This is a genomic window from Polaribacter dokdonensis (assembly GCF_024362345.1).
Taxonomy (GTDB): domain Bacteria; phylum Bacteroidota; class Bacteroidia; order Flavobacteriales; family Flavobacteriaceae; genus Polaribacter; species Polaribacter dokdonensis.
Genome location: NZ_CP101505.1, coordinates 2,936,148 through 2,956,616, shown reverse-complemented (window position 1 = coordinate 2,956,616; position 20,469 = coordinate 2,936,148). Strand labels below are relative to the sequence as shown.

19 protein-coding genes are annotated in these 20,469 nt (G+C 30.5%); 4 read left to right on the top strand and 15 right to left on the bottom strand.

Annotated elements, in window-relative coordinates; translation table 11 throughout:
- Nucleotides 1-20: 20 nt before the first annotated feature.
- Both LPB302_RS13305 and LPB302_RS13300 read left to right on the top strand, forming a co-directional pair.
- Complete coding sequence (locus tag LPB302_RS13305) at nucleotides 21-449, top strand: DUF2141 domain-containing protein (RefSeq protein WP_053973099.1); 429 nt, start codon at nucleotides 21-23, stop codon at nucleotides 447-449.
- A 41-nt stretch (nucleotides 450-490) separates the two neighbouring features.
- A complete protein-coding gene (locus LPB302_RS13300) occupies nucleotides 491-1,114 on the top strand; it encodes a tetratricopeptide repeat protein (protein ID WP_053973100.1) in 624 nt (207 codons plus the stop codon).
- A gap of 48 nt (nucleotides 1,115-1,162) precedes the next feature.
- On the opposite strand, the gene LPB302_RS13295 is transcribed toward LPB302_RS13300, so the two are convergent.
- From LPB302_RS13295 to kynU, 10 genes are all read right to left on the bottom strand, one after another.
- A complete protein-coding gene (locus LPB302_RS13295; protein WP_053973101.1) occupies nucleotides 1,163-2,248 on the bottom strand; it encodes an amidohydrolase family protein in 1,086 nt (361 codons plus the stop codon).
- A gap of 43 nt (nucleotides 2,249-2,291) precedes the next feature.
- Complete coding sequence (locus LPB302_RS13290) at nucleotides 2,292-3,134, bottom strand: metallophosphoesterase (protein WP_053973102.1); 843 nt, start codon at nucleotides 3,132-3,134, stop codon at nucleotides 2,292-2,294.
- Nucleotides 3,135-3,665, bottom strand: coding sequence for a 3-hydroxyanthranilate 3,4-dioxygenase (locus LPB302_RS13285; RefSeq protein ID WP_053973103.1), 531 nt, complete (start codon nucleotides 3,663-3,665; stop codon nucleotides 3,135-3,137).
- A gap of 196 nt (nucleotides 3,666-3,861) precedes the next feature.
- Complete coding sequence (locus LPB302_RS13280; RefSeq protein WP_053973104.1) at nucleotides 3,862-4,638, bottom strand: SDR family oxidoreductase; 777 nt, start codon at nucleotides 4,636-4,638, stop codon at nucleotides 3,862-3,864.
- A 47-nt stretch (nucleotides 4,639-4,685) separates the two neighbouring features.
- Nucleotides 4,686-4,910, bottom strand: coding sequence for a DUF6500 family protein (locus tag LPB302_RS13275; RefSeq protein ID WP_053973105.1), 225 nt, complete (start codon nucleotides 4,908-4,910; stop codon nucleotides 4,686-4,688).
- Nucleotides 4,903-6,345 carry an aldehyde dehydrogenase gene (locus LPB302_RS13270; RefSeq protein WP_053973106.1) on the bottom strand — a complete coding sequence of 481 codons (1,443 nt, stop codon included), beginning with the start codon at nucleotides 6,343-6,345 and terminating at the stop codon, nucleotides 4,903-4,905. Before LPB302_RS13270 ends, LPB302_RS13275 begins: the two co-directional genes overlap by 8 nt.
- Before the next feature lie 14 nt (nucleotides 6,346-6,359).
- On the bottom strand, nucleotides 6,360-6,767 hold the full coding sequence (locus LPB302_RS13265) for a RidA family protein (protein WP_053973107.1): 408 nt from the start codon (nucleotides 6,765-6,767) through the stop codon (nucleotides 6,360-6,362).
- Between the two features lie 2 nt (nucleotides 6,768-6,769).
- Nucleotides 6,770-7,288 (bottom strand): DUF1697 domain-containing protein, encoded by a 519-nt coding sequence (locus LPB302_RS13260; protein WP_053973108.1) that lies wholly within the window; start codon nucleotides 7,286-7,288, stop codon nucleotides 6,770-6,772.
- Nucleotides 7,288-8,697: an FAD-dependent oxidoreductase gene (locus LPB302_RS13255; RefSeq protein WP_053973109.1), complete on the bottom strand. Its 1,410-nt coding sequence runs from the start codon at nucleotides 8,695-8,697 to the stop codon at nucleotides 7,288-7,290. Before LPB302_RS13255 ends, LPB302_RS13260 begins: the two co-directional genes overlap by 1 nt.
- 18 nt (nucleotides 8,698-8,715) lie before the next feature.
- Nucleotides 8,716-9,984 carry a kynureninase gene (kynU, locus tag LPB302_RS13250; protein WP_053973110.1) on the bottom strand — a complete coding sequence of 423 codons (1,269 nt, stop codon included), beginning with the start codon at nucleotides 9,982-9,984 and terminating at the stop codon, nucleotides 8,716-8,718.
- Between the two features lie 106 nt (nucleotides 9,985-10,090).
- Between kynU and LPB302_RS13245 the strand changes: the two genes are divergently transcribed.
- Nucleotides 10,091-11,278 (top strand): C40 family peptidase, encoded by a 1,188-nt coding sequence (locus LPB302_RS13245; RefSeq protein ID WP_053973111.1) that lies wholly within the window; start codon nucleotides 10,091-10,093, stop codon nucleotides 11,276-11,278.
- 33 nt (nucleotides 11,279-11,311) lie between these two features.
- Here LPB302_RS13245 and serA read toward each other — a convergent pair whose 3' ends face one another.
- The gene (gene serA / locus LPB302_RS13240; RefSeq protein WP_053973112.1) at nucleotides 11,312-13,204 is read right to left on the bottom strand and encodes a phosphoglycerate dehydrogenase; all 1,893 of its coding nucleotides are present in this window, start codon (nucleotides 13,202-13,204) and stop codon (nucleotides 11,312-11,314) included.
- Between the two features lie 140 nt (nucleotides 13,205-13,344).
- Nucleotides 13,345-14,166, bottom strand: a complete 822-nt coding sequence (locus LPB302_RS13235; protein ID WP_053973113.1) for a UbiA family prenyltransferase — start codon at nucleotides 14,164-14,166, stop codon at nucleotides 13,345-13,347.
- A gap of 186 nt (nucleotides 14,167-14,352) precedes the next feature.
- Between LPB302_RS13235 and gcvP the strand changes: the two genes are divergently transcribed.
- Nucleotides 14,353-17,238, top strand: coding sequence for an aminomethyl-transferring glycine dehydrogenase (gene gcvP / locus LPB302_RS13230; protein ID WP_053973114.1), 2,886 nt, complete (start codon nucleotides 14,353-14,355; stop codon nucleotides 17,236-17,238).
- Between the two features lie 80 nt (nucleotides 17,239-17,318).
- Here the strand turns inward: gcvP and LPB302_RS13225 are convergent, their stop codons facing one another.
- Genes LPB302_RS13225 through LPB302_RS13215 form a run of 3 tightly spaced genes read right to left on the bottom strand, consistent with a single transcriptional unit; the run spans nucleotide 17,319 to nucleotide 20,469 of the window.
- Nucleotides 17,319-17,987 (bottom strand): class I SAM-dependent methyltransferase, encoded by a 669-nt coding sequence (locus LPB302_RS13225; protein ID WP_053973115.1) that lies wholly within the window; start codon nucleotides 17,985-17,987, stop codon nucleotides 17,319-17,321.
- A 15-nt stretch (nucleotides 17,988-18,002) separates the two neighbouring features.
- Nucleotides 18,003-18,968 carry a YpdA family putative bacillithiol disulfide reductase gene (locus tag LPB302_RS13220; protein ID WP_053973116.1) on the bottom strand — a complete coding sequence of 322 codons (966 nt, stop codon included), beginning with the start codon at nucleotides 18,966-18,968 and terminating at the stop codon, nucleotides 18,003-18,005.
- Complete coding sequence (locus LPB302_RS13215) at nucleotides 18,949-20,469, bottom strand: FMN-binding glutamate synthase family protein (RefSeq protein WP_053973117.1); 1,521 nt, start codon at nucleotides 20,467-20,469, stop codon at nucleotides 18,949-18,951. Before LPB302_RS13215 ends, LPB302_RS13220 begins: the two co-directional genes overlap by 20 nt.

The following is a 20,469-nucleotide window of genomic DNA, read 5'->3' as shown; positions in this document are numbered from 1 at the left end:
AATCATCAAAAAATAAGATTATGAAAAATTTACTATTCATTTGCTTTTTAACATTTACAGGAATCACTGCCTTACAAGCTCAAGAAGAAACTTACAATTTAACTATAGAAGTTTCTGGTATGGATACAGATACTGGTAGAGTATTCTTAGCATTATCTGATAGAGCCAAAAGCTTTTTAAAAAAAGGTGAAGGTACAAGAGGTACAAATGCTACAGTTAAAAATGGTAAAGCTATCATCTATTTTAAAGGTTTAAAAAAAGGTGATTATGCAGCCTCTGTTTTTCATGATGCCAATGATAACAATATTATGGACACTAAAATATTTGGTATTCCAAAAGAACCATATGGTTTCTCTAACAACGCAAAAGGTTTTATGGGACCTCCTTCATTTGAGGATGCAAAATTTGTTTTAGATGATGATAAAACAATCTTTATTGAAGTAAACTAAAACTCAAAAAAAGAACTTAATAAACTTAATAACAACTAATTATGAAGAATTTATTTTTATTCATAGGGCTAATCTTTGCTCTAAATGTAACAGGACAAACAAAATATCAAAAAGGAATGCAACAAGGTTTTGCTCTTTGGGAACAAGGAAAAATGACAGAAGCCTCTCAATTATTTGAAAGAATTTCTAAAGCTGAACCAGAGAATTGGTTGCCTCCTTTTTATGCAGCTCAAGTAGAAATACTTAGTGGTTTTGGTATGAAAGATGAAACAAAATTAATTGCTAAACTTAAAAAGGCACAAACATTTTTAGATGCTGCCAAAGCAAACTCAAAAGATAATCCTGAAATTATTATTGCACAGGCTTTACTAAACTTAGTTTATATTTCTTTTGATGGTCAAAAATATGGAATGACATTATCTGGAAGAAACAACCAACTTTATGAGCAAGCTTTAGCAATTGCTCCAAATAATCCTAGAGTAATCTTAGGTAAAGCAGAATGGGATATGGGTTTTGCTCAATACTTTGGAAAATCTACAAAACCTTATTGTGAACAGATTCAAAAAGCGATAGAACTGGGTAAAGCAGAAGAAACTACTGTTGAATTTTATCCAAAATTTATGGTAGAAAGAGCACAGGAAACACTTAAAAAGTGTAGCGAATAATAAAACAATAAAAAAGCCTTCAGAGATTTTCTGAAAGCTTTTTTTTATTTAGCTCATAATCTTATTTATAAGATTTTGTTTGGCTGTTTCATCATCTCCAAAAATCCATTGTAAGACGTTATCTTCCCAAATTTCGTTTTTCTCAGTTTCTGATATTAAATCTTTCTCTATTGCTAAATCTAAAATTTTACCTGGATAAGAAGATTGCTTATCACTCTCCATTTCTCCTAAAGGATAAGGATCATCTAACCCCATTAAAACCTGACTAGTTCCTTGCCTTTGAAACATCAATTTTAAAGAATCTGTGTCATGAACCAAAGTATCAAAAAAGATATTTTTATGACCTACAGCTTTTCTTGGGTGATGTTTACCTTCAAATAAATCTGGTCTACCATCAAACCCTTGAATTCTTCTTCCTAAATTCATTTGGGCTAACTGACCTCCGTGTGCAAAACAAGTTCTAATATTTGGAAAACGATCTTGCATGCCATTTAAGGTATAAAAATGATAGGCATCTCCACATTGTGCTAACATCCAAATTAAATGAAAACGCCAATTGGTATTTTCTAATTTTATCATTTTATCTCCATCATAAGGATGAATTTCAATAGCCAATTTGTACTTATCTGCTAATTCAAAAATTCGTTCGTTTTCTTCATCAAATACACACCTCCATTGACCAATAGAATCCATAAAATGCGTTGGCAAGCAAAGTACTTTTAAATCTAATTCTTCTATACATCTTTCCATTTCATACAATGCACCATAGATAAAACCAGGATGAACCACAAAACCACAGGTAAATTTATCTGGATGATTTTTTTGAACTTTCGCATTAAAATCATTTTGAAAACGCAACGCTTTTTTCATTTCTTCTAAGCGTAAACCATTACCATATAATTGAGATAAATTAAGAACTACTGCATGATCAATTTTATTTTTTTCCATCCAAAGTAGTTTTTCGTCGAGAAAAAAGCTAGAATGTGTTACAGGTCTTTTCCAACCTTTTTGCAACATATGTTTACGCTCATCATCTACCCAAAAAATCTCTTTATCTTTCATGAATTGAGGAATTTCTTCTGGATAAGGTAATAAATGCGAATGGCCGTTAATTCTTAGTTTTCTTTTTGACATGTGATCTCTTGAAAATTAAATTGATGCTATTATACTTTTATTTTTATGCTTTTTCTAATGTAAATATGGTGATTTCTGGTCTAACATTAAATCTAACCTGCCATAAACAGCCTAAAGCTCTGTTTATATACAAAGTTCTGCCATTATCTATATCTATTTTACCTGATGAATATCTTTTATTTTTTACGGGTAATATAGGTGGTTTTAAAAATGGTGGTTTTACTTGACCTCCATGTGTATGTCCACTTAAAATCCAACTATTGTAACCATTCCAAACATTTAAATCACAAACATCTGGGTTATGACAAAGTGCTATATATGGTTTTTCTTTTACAAAATTTTTGGTTGCTTCTTTTGGATTGAAGTTTAAACCCCAATAATCATCTAAGCCAATGATATTTAAACCTGCTAACTCAATCTCTTCATTTCTTAGAATGGTAACATTATGTTCTTCTAATAACGAAACAATTTTATTAGCAACTTCTGGTTCTACCCAATCTTCTCCATAATCATGGTTACCCAAAACACCAACTGTACCTAGATTACCAGTAACTGTATGTTTTAAAACAGTTTCTAATTGTGTAAATTGTTCTTCATTTTCATAATCTACAAAATCACCAGTGTACATTACAAAATCTGGATTATAGGCTTGTGCTTTTTTAAACGATTCTATTAGATAGTTGTAATCGAATTTATTACCTACATGAATATCACTAATTTGCATTAGTGTTTTGCCTACTAAATTATCTGGCAAATTTTTTATTGGCATTTTTAGTTTTACAAACTCTAACCAAAATGGCTCTATTTGCCATGAATAAACTCCTGTAGCTAAGCCTAAACCTACTGCAGAATACAAACTTTTTTTTAAGAAAGTTTTTCTATTCATTTACTTGATTTTATCAGGAGACAACATTATTGTTCCACATTTATCACAAGTACATTTTTCTTTATCTGAGTAAAATTTATCGAAAATTATAGGCATGTCTGTTTCTATATTATCTAATGGAAACTCTTCTCTATACAATTGATTTTCGCAATTTTCACAATACCACTCTAATGCATCTAACATACCCTCTGAACGTGGATACTCTATAACTAACCCAACTGTATTTGCTTTTCTTTGTGGTGAATGTGGCACTTTACCTGGCAACAAGTAAATATCTCCTTCATTTATTTCTACATCTATCTGCTTGCCTTTATCATCTATGATTTTTAAAATCATATCTCCTTCTACTTGATAGAAAAACTCTGGTGTTTCATTATAGTGATAATCTTTTCTGTTATTTGGCCCACCAACAACCATAACAATGTATTCTCCATTATCCCAAACTTGTTTATTACCAACAGGTGGCTTTAATAAATGACGATGTTCCTCTATCCATTTTTTAAAATTTAAAGGTTGTACTAAATTCATTATAGTTGGTATTTATATTTTAATTTTGGTTGGTTAAAGTTACTTTTTTTGTGCAAATAAATTAACTTTTAGCCTATTTTTTGTAATTGCTTTAAAAGGTTTAGCCTTGATTGAACAATTTTGTTTGAGCTCTTTTTATACTGAAGGCAATCAGTATAAAAAAGCGAGTAGTGAAAGCAGGAAATGGCTTCTAAAAAAATTATAAACTTTTAGTTCTACCTCCATCTACAGGTAAATTAATTCCGTTAATGTAACTTGCTTTATTACTAGCTAAAAATGTTATTGCACTTGCTGTTTCTTCTGGCTTAGCAAAACGTTTTGCAGGTGTATAGTTTTTCATAATTTCTGTCATGTTTTCTATACTTGTATCTGCTTTTTGCGCTTTTATTTTTATAATTTCATTTAAACGCTCTGTTTCTGTAAAACCTGGTAAAACATTATTTACGGTAATTCCAAAACTAGCTATTTCTTCAGATAAAGTTTTTGCCCAATTACCTACTGCATTTCTTATAGTATTAGAAACACCTAAACCTGGAATAGGTTCTTTTACTGATGTAGAAATTACATTAATTATTCTACCAAAAGCCTCTTGTTTCATAAAAGGAACCAAGTGTTGCACCAAAATATGATTGCATAATAAGTGTTGTGCAAACGCATTTTGAAATTGCTCTAAAGTTGCATCTAAAATTGCTCCACTTCTTGGACCACCTGTGTTGTTAATTAGTATGTGAAATTCAAGTTTATTCTGTTTTAATACATTTTTTAATTCTTCTGGATTTGAAAAATCTGCAATTAAATAGTTATGCTGTTGATTATTATTAGGTAGTGCCTCTAACACTTGCTGTAACTTCTGTTTATTTCTAGCTAATAGAGTTACGTTAGCACCTTCTGCTGCTAGCATTATTGCTGTGGCTTTACCTATACCTTGTGTGCTACCACAAACTAATGCGTTTTTATCTTTTAATTCTAAATTCATAATCAGTATTATTTTAAAACTTAGTTCATATCGTTTGTACTAAATTTTTATTCTTTTTGACTCTTAATTATTAAGTGTTTAATCTTTGTTGCTTTTTCAAAATGATTTAACTCATGTTTTTTTATCCACCAAGTTGCAACTTGCAGCAACAATTCTGGATTATCATTCTTGTTTTTGAAAAAAGCATAAAAAGACAACCCTACATTATCTCCCTTTTTAGCCATTTTAGCATCACAAATTTCAATTATTTTATTTTGAAATGCTCTAGTCATATTTGATACAAATATTCTTTGGTTCTGTAAAAAACCTAAGTGCTTCAAAACCACCTTCTCTGCCTACTCCAGATTCTTTTTGACCACCAAAAGGAGTTCTTAAATCACGTAACATCCATGTGTTAACCCAAACAATGCCCGTTTTTAATTGCTTAGAAAATTGCATGGTTCTGTTTAAGTTGTTTGTCCATAAAGTAGCAGATAAACCATATTTAGTATCATTTGCCAACGCTAATGCATCATCATCTGTTTTAAAAGGCATAATAGTAACTATAGGTCCAAATATTTCTTCTTGATTCAACCTGCATTGATTGGTACTAACTTCTATAATAGTTGGTTGCAAATAATAGCCATTTTCATAATTATCAACCTCTACTCTTTTGCCTCCAAAAAGTAATTTACCACCTTCTTCTTGTGCAAGATCTATATAACTTTTTACTTTTTCTAAATGTTCTTTTGAAACTAAAGCTCCAATATTGGTATCATTTTTTGAAGGATGACCAATTTTTAGTTGTGCAACCTTATCAATAAAATCTGATTTGAATTTTTCATAAATATTTTCTTCCACAAAAATGCGACTTCCACATAAACATATTTGACCTTGATTTGCGAATGAAGAACGAACTGTTGTTGCTAACATTTTATCATAATTGCAATCTGCAAAAACGATATTTGGATTTTTTCCTCCTAATTCTAAGGATAGCTTTTTAAACATTGGTGCTGCAATTTTTGCAATACGTGCACCAGTTTTTGTGCCACCTGTAAATGAAATTGCTTTAATTTTTGGATGAGAAACTATAGCTTGACCTGTAGTTGAACCCAAACCGTGTACAATATTTAAAACACCTTTTGGTAAACCTGCTTTCTCACAAATCTTAGACAACAAAAAAGCAGTTGCTGGTGTAACCTCACTTGGTTTAGCAACTACACAATTACCTGCTGCAATTGCAGGGGCAATTTTCCAGGTAAAAAGATATAGAGGTAAATTCCAAGGAGAAATACAACCTACAACACCTACTGGTTCTCTTAACGTAAAGTTTACTGCATGTAAACCCACACTTTCATGAGCTTCTGATGAGAATTGAGTAATTGCATTTGCAAAAAACTGAAAATTACTAGCAGCTCTTGGTATATCTATTTCCTTGGCTAAAGAAATAGGTTTCCCATTATCTTTTGATTCTACCTCTGCTAATTCAGGTAAATTTTCTAAAATTAAATCTGAGATGTTCTTTAAGATATTGCTTCTATAATCTAAAGTTGTTGCAGACCAATTTGTAAATGCTTTTTCTGCTGCAAGAACTGCTTGCTCCACATCTGCCTTGTCAGAATTTGGAATTTTACCATAAACTTCACCATTTGAAGGATTGTAATTATCAATCCATTCACCTGAAACAGGAGCAATGAATTCTCCATTGATGTAGTTTTTTATCTGCATTTAAGCTTAAATTTTTAGTCCTTTTTTTTATAAGCAGTTACTTTTATCTCAACTACCAAATCTGGATGTGGCAATTGATGCACTGCAACTGTTGTTCTTGTAGGCCCTGTTTCTTTATCAAAAAACTCTGCATAGGCTTTGTTATATCCTGCAAAATCGTTCATGTTTACAAGAAAGGAAGAAACATCTACTACATCTTTTAAACTAGCACCAACAGTTTTTAAGTTTTTATCTATATTTTTTAAAACTTCTCTAGTCTGTGTTTCTGCATTTAATCTTTTAGTACCCATTTCATCTATAATATCTACACCTGCTATGGAATTATCTGCTCTTCTAGAACTAGTACCAGATACAAAAATAAAATCGCCTACAACTTTTACATGAGGATAAGCGCCTCTTGGTGTTACCTTTTTATCTGCCATAATTATTCAGCCAATTCTGTTAATTTTAATGTTGTTTTTAAATTTCTTGTTGTAGCAATTACATCTAATTTTTTCTCCATTATATTGTTAGTTAGTTTGGTTTTACCAAAACCTGAAGGACAGTATAAATACACTATATCTTTATTTATTTGATACTTATCTTGTCCTATATTACTAATATTAATTGTTTTTAAAGTTATACATTTATTTAGAAATGTAAATGCTACTATTTTGTCATTTGTACTTGAAAATGGATAATTATTAATTGTAGTTTTTAATTCTGCAAGTGTTCTTGCAATTGCATGAATATGTAAATCAAATTTTTTAAAAATACCTTCTTGAATAATTTTACAAACTTCTGATTTAGTTTTTTCTGAATTTAAAATTATATTACCACTCTGAATATACGTTTTAACATTTTTAAAACCTAAGTCTTTTAATAAATCACGTAAATCAGACATCAAGATTTTATTTTTGCCAGATACGTTTATTCCACGAAGTAAAACAATAAATTTATTCATTACAAACCTGCTATTTTATCTTCTTGTAAAATTTCGTTTGTTTCTTCTTTAATTGTTTTTAAAATTTGTTTTAACTCATCTTTAGACATTCTTAAATGAGTATTAATTTCATCATCTGCAATTAAATTTAATAATGCTTTGTCTTGTGCTCTACCTTTTTTCATAGCTTCACTATAAGGTATATCTTCTTTAAATGTAACCATGGCATATTTAGAAAAGTATTCTTCAGGAAAATGCTCTTCTAAGTCCATTTCAATTTTTCGTTTTTCTTTAAAAAGCGGATTTGCAACATGGTCTTTCATTTCATGAAAATTATCTACTGCCAAATCTGCAATTGCATCTGTATCTTTTTTACGCTCTTTTTCAAAAGCTTTAAAAACTTCTTGCCAAGTATTTAATCCCATATTTAAAATGCCATCAAAGACATAAACATCTTCGAAAGAAGCATTCATTCCTTGACCATAAAATGGCACAATTGCATGAGAGGCATCACCTATTAAAAGGGTTTTGTTTTGATAACTCCAAGGAGAACATTTTACTGTACCTAAAAATCCTGTTGGATTGTTCAGAAACTCCTCTTTTATATTTGGTATTAATGCTAATGCATCTGGAAATTCCTTTTCAAAAAATTCTGTAATTTTTTCTTCACTGGTTAAATTAGCAAAACTATACTCACCTTCATCATAACTTAGAAATAAAGTTACTGTAAAGCTACCATCCATATTTGGTAAGGCAATTAACATAAAATCTCCTCTAGGCCAAATGTGCAAGTGCCCCTTACTTAATTGGTTTTTACCATTTTCATCAGCAGGAATTTCTAACTCTTTATAACCATGAGTTAAATAATTTTGTGAATAGCTAAACAAAAATTTACGTTCAGAAATATAGTGCTTTCGTAAAATAGAGCCAGCACCATCTGCACCAAAAATAACATCTCCAATTACTGAAAATTCTTTTTTTGTTTTGTAATCGTAAAACTGAATACGAGTTTCATCTAAATCTACATCTATACATTTTTTATTAAAATGGATATTCACATTTTCATGTGAATCTACCTCATCTAATAGTATTGCATTTAGATCTCCTCTAGAAATTGAATTAATATATTCACCTTCTCTTCCTGAATACTTAGAATCAAAAGTGTTGCCTTTAACATCATGCATTTGTCTACCTAACATTGGTATACAAATTGACTTTGCTTTTTCTACAACTCCACACAATTCTAAACCTTTTAATCCTCTATCTGATAAGGCTAAATTTATAGATCTACCAGCAGAAATATCTACTTTACGTAAATCTGGTCTGCTTTCAAACAACTCAATTTTGTACCCTCTTTGTGCTAAACGAAGTGCTAGAAGACTTCCACACAAGCCAGCTCCAATTATAAGTATTTTATCATCTTTATTCATAGAACTAAGTATATAACATTAATAATCCTTTAGAATCTCTTTAAGTATAGATACCATTTTATATACATCCTCAAAACTATTATACATAGGTGCAGGTGCACATCTTATTACATTTGGTTCGCGCCAATCTGTAATAATGTGTTTATCCATTAACTTTTGATGTAAACTTTTATCAGCATTTTTTACTTGTATTGATAACTGACAACCTCTTTCTGTTGGGTTTATAGGTGTTATTATAGACACTGCATCTGAACCCAATTCTTGAAAAAGAAATTCCATAAAACCTGTAAGTTTTATCGATTTTTCTCTTAAAGCATCCATACCAACTTCTTCAAACATCTCTAAAGAAGCTTTTATTGGAGCCATTGCCAAAATTGGAGGATTACTCAATTGCCAACCTTCTGCTCCAGCCATAACATCGAAAGGCAAACGCATATTAAAACGCGTTTCTTTATTGTGATTCCACCAACCTGCAAAACGTGGTAATTCAGTATTATGTGCGTGTTTCTCGTGAACGAAAATACCTGATAAACTTCCAGGACCTGAGTTTAAGTATTTATAGGTACACCAAGCAGCAAAATCTACTCCAGACTCATGTAAATCTGGCTGAATGTTTCCTGCTCCATGAGCTAAATCAATTCCAACTACACATCCTTTAGCATGACCAAGTTCTGCTATCTTCTTAAAATCGAATCTTTGCCCTGTATAATAATTTACACCACCTATAAGTACAAGTGCTATTTCATGACCTTGTTCTTCTAGAATATTCTCTAAATCATTTATTTCTAAAAGATCTTTACCTTTTGGAGGAGACCAATAAATTAAATCCTCTTCAGAAAAACCATGGAATTTTAATTGCGATTGTACAGCATATCTGTCTGATGGAAAAGCATCACTCTCAATTAATATCTTATATCTTTTTTTAGTAGGTCTGTAAAAAGAAACCATTAAAAAATGAAGGTTTGCTGTAAGTGTGTCCATTATAATAACTTCTAATGGTTTTGCACCAACAACTTTTGCCATCATTTTAGATAATGACTCAGGATATGTTACCCAAGGATTCTCACCATCAAAATGACCTTCTACACCCTTTTCTGCCCAATCTTGCAATTCTACATTTATATATTCTTTTGCTTTCTTGGGCTGCAACCCTAAAGAGTTTCCTGTAAAATATAGCCAGTCATTTCCCTGTTTATCTTGTGGTATATGAAATTGATATCTATATGAAGCCAATTGATCTTCGCTATCTAATTTTTTAGCGAATTCTAATGTATTTTTATATTGCATTAAATTATAAAATGATTGTTCTCAAAGATAAACAATCTACTTTATAAAGTTATTTTTGATGGTATAAATTACTATCTTTATAGTACAGAAAAGAAAAAAATCTCTTATGAATTTTGATAAAAAACTCTTTTATTTTATTGCAATTTTATTTATTTCTTGCAATAATAATTCTTTATTAGTTACTGGTTTACAAGGTGTAAACGAAAGTATTAAAGAGCAATATGCTCCAGACAAAAGAGTAGCAATTTATGATATTGAAGTAGATTATGATAATGATAAAATTATTGTGAGTGGTGAAACTGATTCTAAAATAGGTTATCAAAAATTGCTAGATAGTTTAAAGAGTTTAGACATCGATTTTTTAAACAAAATTCGTGTTTTACCAGACACAGTTATTGGAAACGAAATGTATGCTATAGGTAATAACTCTGTATTAAACATAAGGTCTGAACCTAAACATTCAGCTGAATTAGGTACACAAGGATTGTTAGGAATGCCATTAAAAGTATTAGATAAAAACGGAGATTTTTACAGAATACAAACTCCTGATGGTTATATTTCTTGGGTTGATAAAGGAGGAATTCACAGAATGAACAAAGGCGAATTCGATAATTGGTCTAATTCTAAAAAGATTATTTACACAAATTCAGCTGGTTTTGTGTATGACAGCATTGCAACAACAAATGGGATAATTTCGGACATTGCTCTTGGAGGTATTTTAAAATACATTTCTGAAAACAGAAATACTTATGAGGTAGAATATCCAGATAAAAGAAAAGGTTTTGTTAAGAAAGACGAGGCTAAAGTTTTAACTGAATGGTTAGCAAATACAACAGCAACCCAAGAAAGTATAGAAAAAACAGCTAAATCTATGTTGGGATTCCCTTATTTATGGGGAGGAACCTCTAGCAAAGGAATGGATTGCAGTGGTTTTACAAAAATGACTTATTTATTAAATGGTTTTGTTATTCCTAGAGATGCATCTCAACAAATAAATGCAGGAAAAATTGTTGACAATGATTTAGATTTTTCTGACCTACAAAAAGGTGATTTACTGTTTTTTGGCACAAAAGCTAAAGAAGATAAAAAGCAAAGAGTTGTACATGTAGGCATTTGGCTAGGTAATGATAAAATGGAATTTATTCATTCTTCAGGAAATGTACATATAAGTTCTATGGATGAGAATAACGCTCTATTTGATGAAATGAACAAAAATAGATATCTAGGAAGTAGACGTTACTTAGGTGTTAAAGACCAAAATATAATCGACTTAAAAGATGAATTAGAATTATAAAAAAAGCCTCTCGAAATTGAGAGGCTTTTTTTATTAATATAGAACTCTAAACTTAATTGTACCTTCTACATTTCTTAATTTTTCTATCACTTCTTTATTATATTCTTTATCTAAATCTGTAATTACATAACCCACTTTTGGATCTGTAGATAAATATTGACCAGTAATATTTAAATCATATTGAGCTAAAATCTCATTAATCTTAGCCATAACTCCAGACTTGTTTTTATGAATATGTAAAAAACGATGTGCATTTGTTTGTCTAGGCAAACGAATATTTGGAAAGTTTACAGCATCTACAGTATTACCTGAGTTTATGTATGCCATAATTTTATTAGGTACAAAATCTGCAATATCTCTTTGAGCCTCTTCTGTGCTACCACCAACATGTGGTGTTAAAATTACATTATCTAAGCCTTTTAATTCTGTTAAGAATACACCATTTTTTCTTGGTTCCTCTGGATAGACATCTACAGCAGCTCCTGCTAATTTCCCACTTTTTAGAGCCTCTACCAAAGCTGGAATATCTAACACAAATCCTCTAGATAAATTTACTAAATGTGCACCATCTTTCATTTGCGCTATTTCTTTCTCTCCAAAGAAATTTTTATTGGCTGCATTATCATCAACATGTAAACTAACTGCATCAGAAATAGACAACAATTCTTCTAAGGTATCTAATTTGGTAGCATTACCTAAAGCTAACTTATCTTCAACATCATAATAATAAACATCCATTCCTAAAGCTTCTGCCAAGATTGATAGTTGAGAACCGATGTTTCCATAACCAACAATACCTAGTTTTTTACCACGAACTTCTCTAGAACCTTCTGCTGTTTTTCTCCATTGACCATTATGAATTTCTGTACTTCTCTGAAAAACAGAACGCATTAACATTATAATTTCACCAATAGCTAACTCAACTACAGAACGTGTATTACTATAAGGCGCATTAAAAACAACAATTCCTTTTTCTTTACAAGCTTCTAAATCAATTTGTTTGGTTCCAATACAGAATGCACTTACCACCATTAACTTTTCTGCAGCATCTACTACTTTTTGAGTAACATTGGTTTTAGATCGAATTCCTAAAACGTGAACATCTTTAATTTTTTCAATTAACTCGTCTTCAGACAAACTTTTAGAAATTGTTTCTACAGAAAAACCATCTTTGGATAGTTTATCAAATGCATCTGAGTGTACGTTTTCAAGAAGTAAAATTTTAATTCTGTTCTTTGGGTAAGATATATTTCGTGTCAAATCGTTTACGTATAAAAATTCATCTAAATTAGGTGCAATATAATCTGCATTTTCTGTTGTTTTATCTCTGGATACATTTTCTGTGTATGCAAAAAACTTATCTGCAACTCCTGCTTCACGAGTTACATAATCACTATAACCATCTCCAATAACCTGTATCTCTCCATCTAAATTCATGTCTTTTAAACATTGAATTTTTCCATTATGTTGTGATAATGGATTTTCATCATCAAAACCAACAATTTTTCCATCACTTGCAAATTTAAATGTATTTGCAAAAACTCTTTCTGAAGGAATGTTATATTCTTTTACAATTGGATCTATAAATTCTTTAAAACCACAAGAAATTACATAAATATCGTTTGAATATAGCTCAAAAAATTCTTTATTTCTTTCTATAGAAGAGGATACCTGCTTTTTTAAATCTGTAATTAACTGAGATAAATCTGCTTCATTTGCTTCTAACAGCTTAATTCTTCTTTCTAAAGACTCTGTAAAAGAAATTTCACCATCAATACCAAGATTAGTAATGTCTATGATTTCTTGAATAATTTCTTCTTTCTTTGGATTGTTTTCTAGCGTAATTTCTGCTAAAACATCTAAAGCTTCTACTCTTGTTAAAGTGCTATCAAAATCGAAAATATAGTTTCTTTTTGTAGTGCTCATTATGGTTAATTCTTGATTGAAATTTAAACAGTAAATCTACAAATTAAACCAAGAAATATAGGGTGCATTTTGAGTTTTATGATATCAATTTTAAAAGAAGAGTATTTTAATCAAAAATTGAAAAATATACATTTTACCTTTTAAAAATTGAGAAATCCTAAAAGAAATAGCCACCAAATTATGGGTAATGATTCTACCCAGAAAGAACTGTAATATTTCCTTTGTTCAATTTTAGATCGCATTAAAAAGATTATTACCAGAAAAAAGAACAACATAAATGGCGTATTCAATCTGCTAGAAGAAGGAAACAAGTACTCTAAAATTAATGATAAAATTAAAAGTAGCAAGCCAAGTCTTTTAGTTTGATTTACTCCTATTTTTTTGGGAATTGTTTGTAGTGAAATAGCATCGTATTTTACATCTCTAATATCAAAAGGTAAAATTAAAACTACTACAAATAAAAATCGTTGTAAAAATATAATTATAGGATTCACATCAACAGAAACCTCTGCATCTACAAGAGGCAATAATACTGTAAAACCTGCCCAAACAAAGGCCACTATAATTATTTTTAAATAACTAATCTGCCTTAAATTTTTAGATAAGCCACTTAAAAAAGGTACTGCATACAAAATGGTAAGTATATTAAATGGTATAGAAATAATTAAAGTTTCAATTTTAATTTGGTAAGCATAATAGCACATCAACAAAAAGCATATTAAAGAAAAAACCTGTATTACTTTTAAGCTATCTGTTAGGCTTCTATGATGCAGTTTGGCAACTCCTGCATATTTTACAAAATTGTAACCTGTAATAGTACCAAAAAATATAAAATAATCTAAATTTTGATTGAAAGGCAAATCAAAATAAATTTCGGTGATTTTTAAAAAAGCAAACACAGCAAAAGCCACATGAATACTTGCATTTAAGTAAAAATCGAAAACAATTTTAAGAAACCTCATTTTACAAAAATAATGCATCTGTTAATAACATTTAGATTTAGTTAATAATTAAAATTATTTGTTGTTAAAATATCAAATATATACCCTCTAGAATACTTATTTTTGTTGTTTTAAAAATCGAGTTAATTTTCAACATTTAATTAGCTAAAAAATCGATTGAAAATTATCTAAATAAAACTTTATTTAATGAACACTAATTCGTTTCAATTAAGACACATTGGTCCTAGTAATAAGGAGCAAGAAACAATGTTAAAAGCTATTAAAGCAGATAGTTTAGAGCAATTAATTAATGAAACTGTGCCAGATAATATTCGTTTAAAAGACGATTTAGATTTAGCACCAGCCATGAGTGAATATGAGTACTTAGCTCATATTAAAGAACTTTCTGAGAAAAATAAAGTTTTTAAAAGCTACATAGGTTTAGGTTATCATGAAGCAATAGTGCCAAGTGTTATACAACGTAACATTTTAGAAAATCCAGGTTGGTATACAGCTTACACTCCTTACCAAGCAGAAATTGCTCAAGGAAGGTTAGAAGCACTATTGAATTACCAAACTATGATATGTGATTTAACAGGTATGGAATTGGCTAATGCTTCTTTATTAGATGAAAGTACAGCAGCTGCAGAGGCTATGGCTTTGCTTTTTGATGTAAGAGAGCGTGCAAAGAAAAAGGCAGGAGCCAACAAGTTTTTTGTTTCTGAAGAAATTTTACCTCAGACCTTATCATTATTACAAACTAGATCAACACCAATTGGAATTGAATTAATTGTAGGTAATCATAAAGAATTTACTTTTGATGATGATTTCTTTGGTGCAATTTTACAGTATCCAGGAAAATTAGGTCAAATATTTGATTACGAAGAGTTTGTTGCTAAGGCAAACAATAATAATATTAAAGTAGCTGTTGCTGCAGATATTTTATCATTAGTAAAATTAAAAGCGCCAGGTGAATTTGGTGCGTCTGTAGTTGTAGGTACAACTCAACGTTTTGGAATTCCATTAGGTTATGGAGGACCTCATGCAGCCTTTTTTGCTACGAAAGAAGCTTATAAAAGAAGTATTCCTGGTAGAATTATTGGAGTAACTAAAGATATGAATGGTAAGCGTGCCTTAAGAATGGCATTGCAAACTAGAGAACAACATATTAAACGTGAAAGAGCAACATCTAACATTTGTACTGCTCAAGTTTTATTAGCAGTTATGGCTGGTATGTACGCAGTTTATCATGGTAAAGATGGTATTCAATACATTGCAGATACTGTACACAACAAAACAAAATTAGTTGCAGACTATTTAGAAAAAGCAGGGTTTAAGCAATTAAATTCTTCTTATTTTGATACACTATTAATTGAAATTGAAGAAGCAAGATTAAAACCTGTTGCTGAGTCGTTTAAAGTAAACTTTAATTATGTTTCAGATAATTTAGTATCATTATCTATAAATGAAGCAACGACTGAGAAAGACTTAATGAACTTATTTACATTATTTGGCCAGTTAAAAAAGCGTCCAAATCCTGTAAAAGAAGAAAATTACGATAGCTTCTCAAGAATATTAACTCAAGAACCATTTCATTCTGATTTTGAAGTAATTGCAGATAAAGTTGCAAGAAATACTTCGTTCTTAGATAATGAAATCTTTAACACGTATCAATCTGAGACAGACATGATGCGTTACATTAAAAAATTAGAGCGTAAAGATTTGGCTTTAAATCATTCTATGATTTCTTTAGGATCTTGTACAATGAAATTAAATGCGGCCTCTGAAATGCTACCTTTAAGTAATCCTCAATGGGGAAATATTCACCCATTTGTGCCTTTATACCAGGCAAGAGGTTACCAAGAAGTATTAAAGAAATTAGAACATCAGTTAAATATTATTACTGGTTTTGCAGGTACATCTTTACAACCAAATTCTGGTGCACAAGGTGAGTTTGCTGGTTTAATGACTATTAGAGCTTACCACCAATCAAGAGGCGAATCGCATAGAAATATTTGTATCATTCCTGCTTCTGCACATGGTACAAACCCTGCTTCTGCTGTAATGGCTGGTATGAAAGTTATCGTAACTAAAACTGCAGAAAATGGAAATATTGATGTTGCTGATTTAAGAGAAAAAGCTGAAAAGCATTCTGATAATTTAGCTGCTTTAATGGTTACATACCCATCTACTCATGGAGTATTTGAAAGCGAAATTCAGGAAATCACTAAAATTATTCATGATCATGGAGGTCAGGTTTATATGGATGGTGCAAATATGAATGCTCAAGTTGGTTTAACAAACCCTGCAACTATTGGTGCAGATGTTTGTCACTTGAATTTACATAAAACATTTGCAATTCCACATGGTGGAGGTGGTCCTGGAGTTGGCCCTATTTGTGTTGCTCCACAACTAGTGCCATTCTTACCAACAAATCCAATCATTGAAACAGGAGGAGATAAAGCAATTACAGGTATTTCTGCAGCTCCTTGGGGTTCTGCATTAGCTTGTTTAATCTCTTATGGATACATTACAATGCTTGGCTTTAGAGGATTAACAAACTCAACTAAAAATGCTATTTTAAATGCAAACTATATTAAAGAACGTTTAGATGGTCATTATGATACCTTATATACAGGTGAAAAAGGTAGAGCTGCCCATGAAATGATTATTGATTGTAGAGATTTTAAACAAAATGGAATTGAAGTAGTAGATATCGCTAAACGTTTAATGGATTATGGTTTTCATGCTCCAACAGTTTCTTTCCCTGTAAATGGAACAATGATGATTGAACCTACTGAATCTGAGAGTTTAGCTGAGTTAGACCGTTTTTGTGATGCCATGATTGCTATTCGTGAAGAGATTAAAATTGCCGACAAAGAAGATGCAAATAATCCTCTTAAAAATGCACCTCACACTCAAGAAATGCTAACTAATGATGAATGGGATTTCCCTTATTCTAGAAAGCAAGCTGCTTTTCCATTAGAATATATAGCAGACAATAAATTTTGGCCAACTGTAAGAAGAGTTGATGACGCTTATGGTGATAGAAATTTAATATGTTCTTGTAATCCTATAGAAGATTATATGTAAAATATAAAATCTAGTAAATTGAAAAAACCACCTTATAAAGGTGGTTTTTTTTTGTATAAAAATTATTTTTACAATATCAATTATAAAGTAAAAAGCCAAGTTTTAATTACACCCTTATTGTTATCTAAAATAGTTGACTCCAATTCTTGTTGTTTTTTATACTTAAAATTAAAAGGTTCCTTAGTAATGATTAAACCACTTTGGTTTTTAATTCGAATGCCTTGACCAGAAATAATATCTTTATTTGGCACAAACTCTTGATTAGGCAAATGTTCTGTAAGTATAACATACTTATACTCTTTTAATTTATTCAAAACTGAATGTACCTCTTTATTAGAAACATGTTGCAGCACTTGTCTTAAAATTACTACATCAGCCCTTGGTAAATCATCTTTAGAAATATCTAAACATTGAAACTCTAAACTGTTATTTGCATATTTTGCTTTGTTATAATTGATAACATTTTCTGCAATATCTACAGCTATAATTTTATTAGAGAAAGCAAGTAGTTGTCTACCAACATTAAAATCTCCACAACCCAAATCTAAAACTATAATTGGCTCTTGAAAGCTTTTCAAAAAATTTATTACAACTTCTAAATAAGGTTGTACAATTTTTGGATTATGTGACCCTGATCCAGAATAAATCTCATCCTTATTGCCTCCCCAGAGATTTTGGTCGTAGATTTGCTCCATTACCTTTTTAGTTGGCCAGGGCTTTTTCTTCTTATCTTTTTTAAGATTTTGCATTTCGAATTTCAAACATTAGCTTAATATGTTCTCAACAATTATTTTTGCATGAATTCTAGAGTTTTCTATAAACCATTTATGAGTTTCCATACCTCCACAAATTACACCTGCTAAATAAATTCCCTCAACATTAGTTTGCATTGTATCCTTATTATACACAGGTATTTTTTTATCGTCTTTGGAAAGCTCAATACCCATTTTAGTTAAAAACTCAAAATTAGGCTGATAACCAGTTAATGCTAAAACAAAATCATTTTTTAAAGTTAAATTAGTATCTAAAGTTTTTACTTGAATTTGATTTTCTACTATTTTAGTAACCTCAGAATTGTAATATGCTTTAATACTACCCTCTTTTATTCTATTAATTATATCTGGACGAACCCAATATTTTACACGACTACCAACTTCTTCACCTCTGATAATTAAAGAAACCTCAGCTCCTTTTCTATAGCATTCTAGAGCTGCATCAATAGCGGAATTACTTGCACCAACTATAGCTAATTTTTGACCTGCATAAAAATGTGGTTCTTTATAGTAATGAGAGACCTTACTTAATTCTTCACCCTCAATATGTAACTTTTTAGGTAAATCATAAAAACCTGTAGCCACAATAATGTTCTTAGAGTAATAATTATCTTTATTCGTATGAACATCAAAAAAATCACCATCTTTATTTACAGTAGCAACTTTTTCAAATAATTTTATATTCAAGTTATTGTTCGTTGTAATTCTTCTATAGTACTCTAATGCTTCTCCTCTATCAGGTTTTGCAGACTTACTAATAAATGGAATATTATCAATTTCTAATTTTTCTGAGGATGAGAAAAACTGCATATTTACAGGGTAATTGTATAATGAATTTACAATAGGACCTTTCTCAACAATTAAATATGATAATCCTTTATTTTTAGCTTCTAATCCACATGCAATTCCAATTGGCCCTCCACCAATTATTAAAACATCAAACCAATTCTCTTTCATACGCTTTTTCTAAATTCACAATGCTATCATCTTCCATCCTTCTAAATATATGTTTTGGTTTTAGTCTGCTTAAATCATTTAAACCCATAGCTCCAACAACTTCTTTAATTGCTTTTATAGTTTCATTATGGTAATTTCTAACTCGAACGTTTTTCTTAGCTACTACTAATGCTTTATTTAAGTCTTCATCTTGTGTAGCTACTCCAACAGGACAGGTATCCATGTTACACTCTCTGGCTTGTATACAACCTAAACTTAGCATAAAACTACGAGCCATACCAACAGCATCTGCTCCTAAAGCTAATAATCGAACTACATCAAAAGCATTCATAGCTTTACCACTTGCAATTATTTTTATTTGATTTCTTAAATTATATTTTTCTAAGGTTCTATTCATAAATAACAGACCTTCTAACAATGGTGTACCTATGTAATTGGTGAATTCTAAAGGTGCAGCTCCTGTACCTCCTTCACCTCCATCAACTGCAATATAATCAGGATAGTTATTAAGCTTAGAAAATGTTGCTATCATTTCTTCAATTTCTTCATTATTTCCTACACATAATTTTATACCTATAGGTTTTCCTCCAGATAATTCTCTCACTTGTTGTAAAAAAGAAACCATTTCTTTAAAATTAGAAAAAGCAGAATGTGAAGGAGGTGATAAAACATCTGTACCTTCTTCTACTACTCGAATTTCTGCAATCTCTTTTGTGTTTTTCTTTGCTGGTAAAATACCTCCATGACCTGGCTTTGCTCCTTGAGATAGTTTTATCTCTATCATTTTTACCTCTGTCTTATTAGCATTTTCTTGAAATATTTCTGCATCAAAAACTCTTTTACCCCCATCATTTGTTTTACCTGCACCAAAGTAACCTGTACCTACTTGAAAAACCAAATCTCCTCCCTGTAAATGGTAAGGAGACACTCCACCTTCACCAGTATTATGTGTGAAACCTCCCATTTTTGCTCCTTGATTTAAAGCTAAAATGGCATTCTTACTTAATGAGCCAAAAGACATAGCAGAAATTCCTAAAATCGAAGTTTCTAATTTTTGAGAACATTTATCTGAACCATAAACAATTCTATCTCCAATAACATCATGATGGTCTTTTGGAAACAATGAATGTTTTACAAACTCATAACCATCATTATACAAATTATGTTGCGTACCAAAAGGTATTGTTTCAGTTTGCTTTTTAGCTCTTTGATACACTAAACTTCTTTGTTCTCTACTTAGAGGTGTTCCATTTAAATCATTCTCTATAAAATATTGCCTAATCTTTTCTCTTTCCTCTTCAAAAACCCAACGTAATCTAGCTACCAATGGAAAAGATCTTAACAACGAATGTTTACGCTGTAAAGAATCATAAATAGCCATAATAAAAAGCATTAAACAAATAGAGAACAAAATTACACTGCCTGCTTCCCTTACAAAATATAGCAATATTCCAGTAGAAATAGTAAGTAAAGCGAACGTGGTTAGTATTGTTTTTTTCAT

Excerpts from the sequence above, each read along its gene's own strand:
- LPB302_RS13255 (WP_053973109.1), bottom strand. The coding sequence starts at position 8,697 with ATGAATAAAGATGATAAAATACTTATAATTGGAGCTGGCTTGTGTGGA.
- LPB302_RS13270 (WP_053973106.1), bottom strand. The coding sequence starts at position 6,345 with ATGCAGATAAAAAACTACATCAATGGAGAATTCATTGCTCCTGTTTCA.
- LPB302_RS13265 (WP_053973107.1), bottom strand. The coding sequence starts at position 6,767 with ATGGCAGATAAAAAGGTAACACCAAGAGGCGCTTATCCTCATGTAAAA.
- LPB302_RS13295 (WP_053973101.1), bottom strand. The coding sequence starts at position 2,248 with ATGTCAAAAAGAAAACTAAGAATTAACGGCCATTCGCATTTATTACCT.
- LPB302_RS13215 (WP_053973117.1), bottom strand. The coding sequence starts at position 20,469 with ATGAAAAAAACAATACTAACCACGTTCGCTTTACTTACTATTTCTACT.
- gcvP (WP_053973114.1), top strand. The coding sequence starts at position 14,353 with ATGAACACTAATTCGTTTCAATTAAGACACATTGGTCCTAGTAATAAG.
- LPB302_RS13275 (WP_053973105.1), bottom strand. The coding sequence starts at position 4,910 with ATGACTAGAGCATTTCAAAATAAAATAATTGAAATTTGTGATGCTAAA.
- LPB302_RS13290 (WP_053973102.1), bottom strand. The coding sequence starts at position 3,134 with ATGAATAGAAAAACTTTCTTAAAAAAAAGTTTGTATTCTGCAGTAGGT.
- LPB302_RS13220 (WP_053973116.1), bottom strand. The coding sequence starts at position 18,968 with ATGAAAGAGAATTGGTTTGATGTTTTAATAATTGGTGGAGGGCCAATT.
- serA (WP_053973112.1), bottom strand. The coding sequence starts at position 13,204 with ATGAGCACTACAAAAAGAAACTATATTTTCGATTTTGATAGCACTTTA.
- LPB302_RS13245 (WP_053973111.1), top strand. The coding sequence starts at position 10,091 with ATGAATTTTGATAAAAAACTCTTTTATTTTATTGCAATTTTATTTATT.
- LPB302_RS13260 (WP_053973108.1), bottom strand. The coding sequence starts at position 7,288 with ATGAATAAATTTATTGTTTTACTTCGTGGAATAAACGTATCTGGCAAA.
- LPB302_RS13225 (WP_053973115.1), bottom strand. The coding sequence starts at position 17,987 with ATGCAAAATCTTAAAAAAGATAAGAAGAAAAAGCCCTGGCCAACTAAA.
- LPB302_RS13280 (WP_053973104.1), bottom strand. The coding sequence starts at position 4,638 with ATGAATTTAGAATTAAAAGATAAAAACGCATTAGTTTGTGGTAGCACA.
- LPB302_RS13235 (WP_053973113.1), bottom strand. The coding sequence starts at position 14,166 with ATGAGGTTTCTTAAAATTGTTTTCGATTTTTACTTAAATGCAAGTATT.
- LPB302_RS13300 (WP_053973100.1), top strand. The coding sequence starts at position 491 with ATGAAGAATTTATTTTTATTCATAGGGCTAATCTTTGCTCTAAATGTA.
- kynU (WP_053973110.1), bottom strand. The coding sequence starts at position 9,984 with ATGCAATATAAAAATACATTAGAATTCGCTAAAAAATTAGATAGCGAA.
- LPB302_RS13305 (WP_053973099.1), top strand. The coding sequence starts at position 21 with ATGAAAAATTTACTATTCATTTGCTTTTTAACATTTACAGGAATCACT.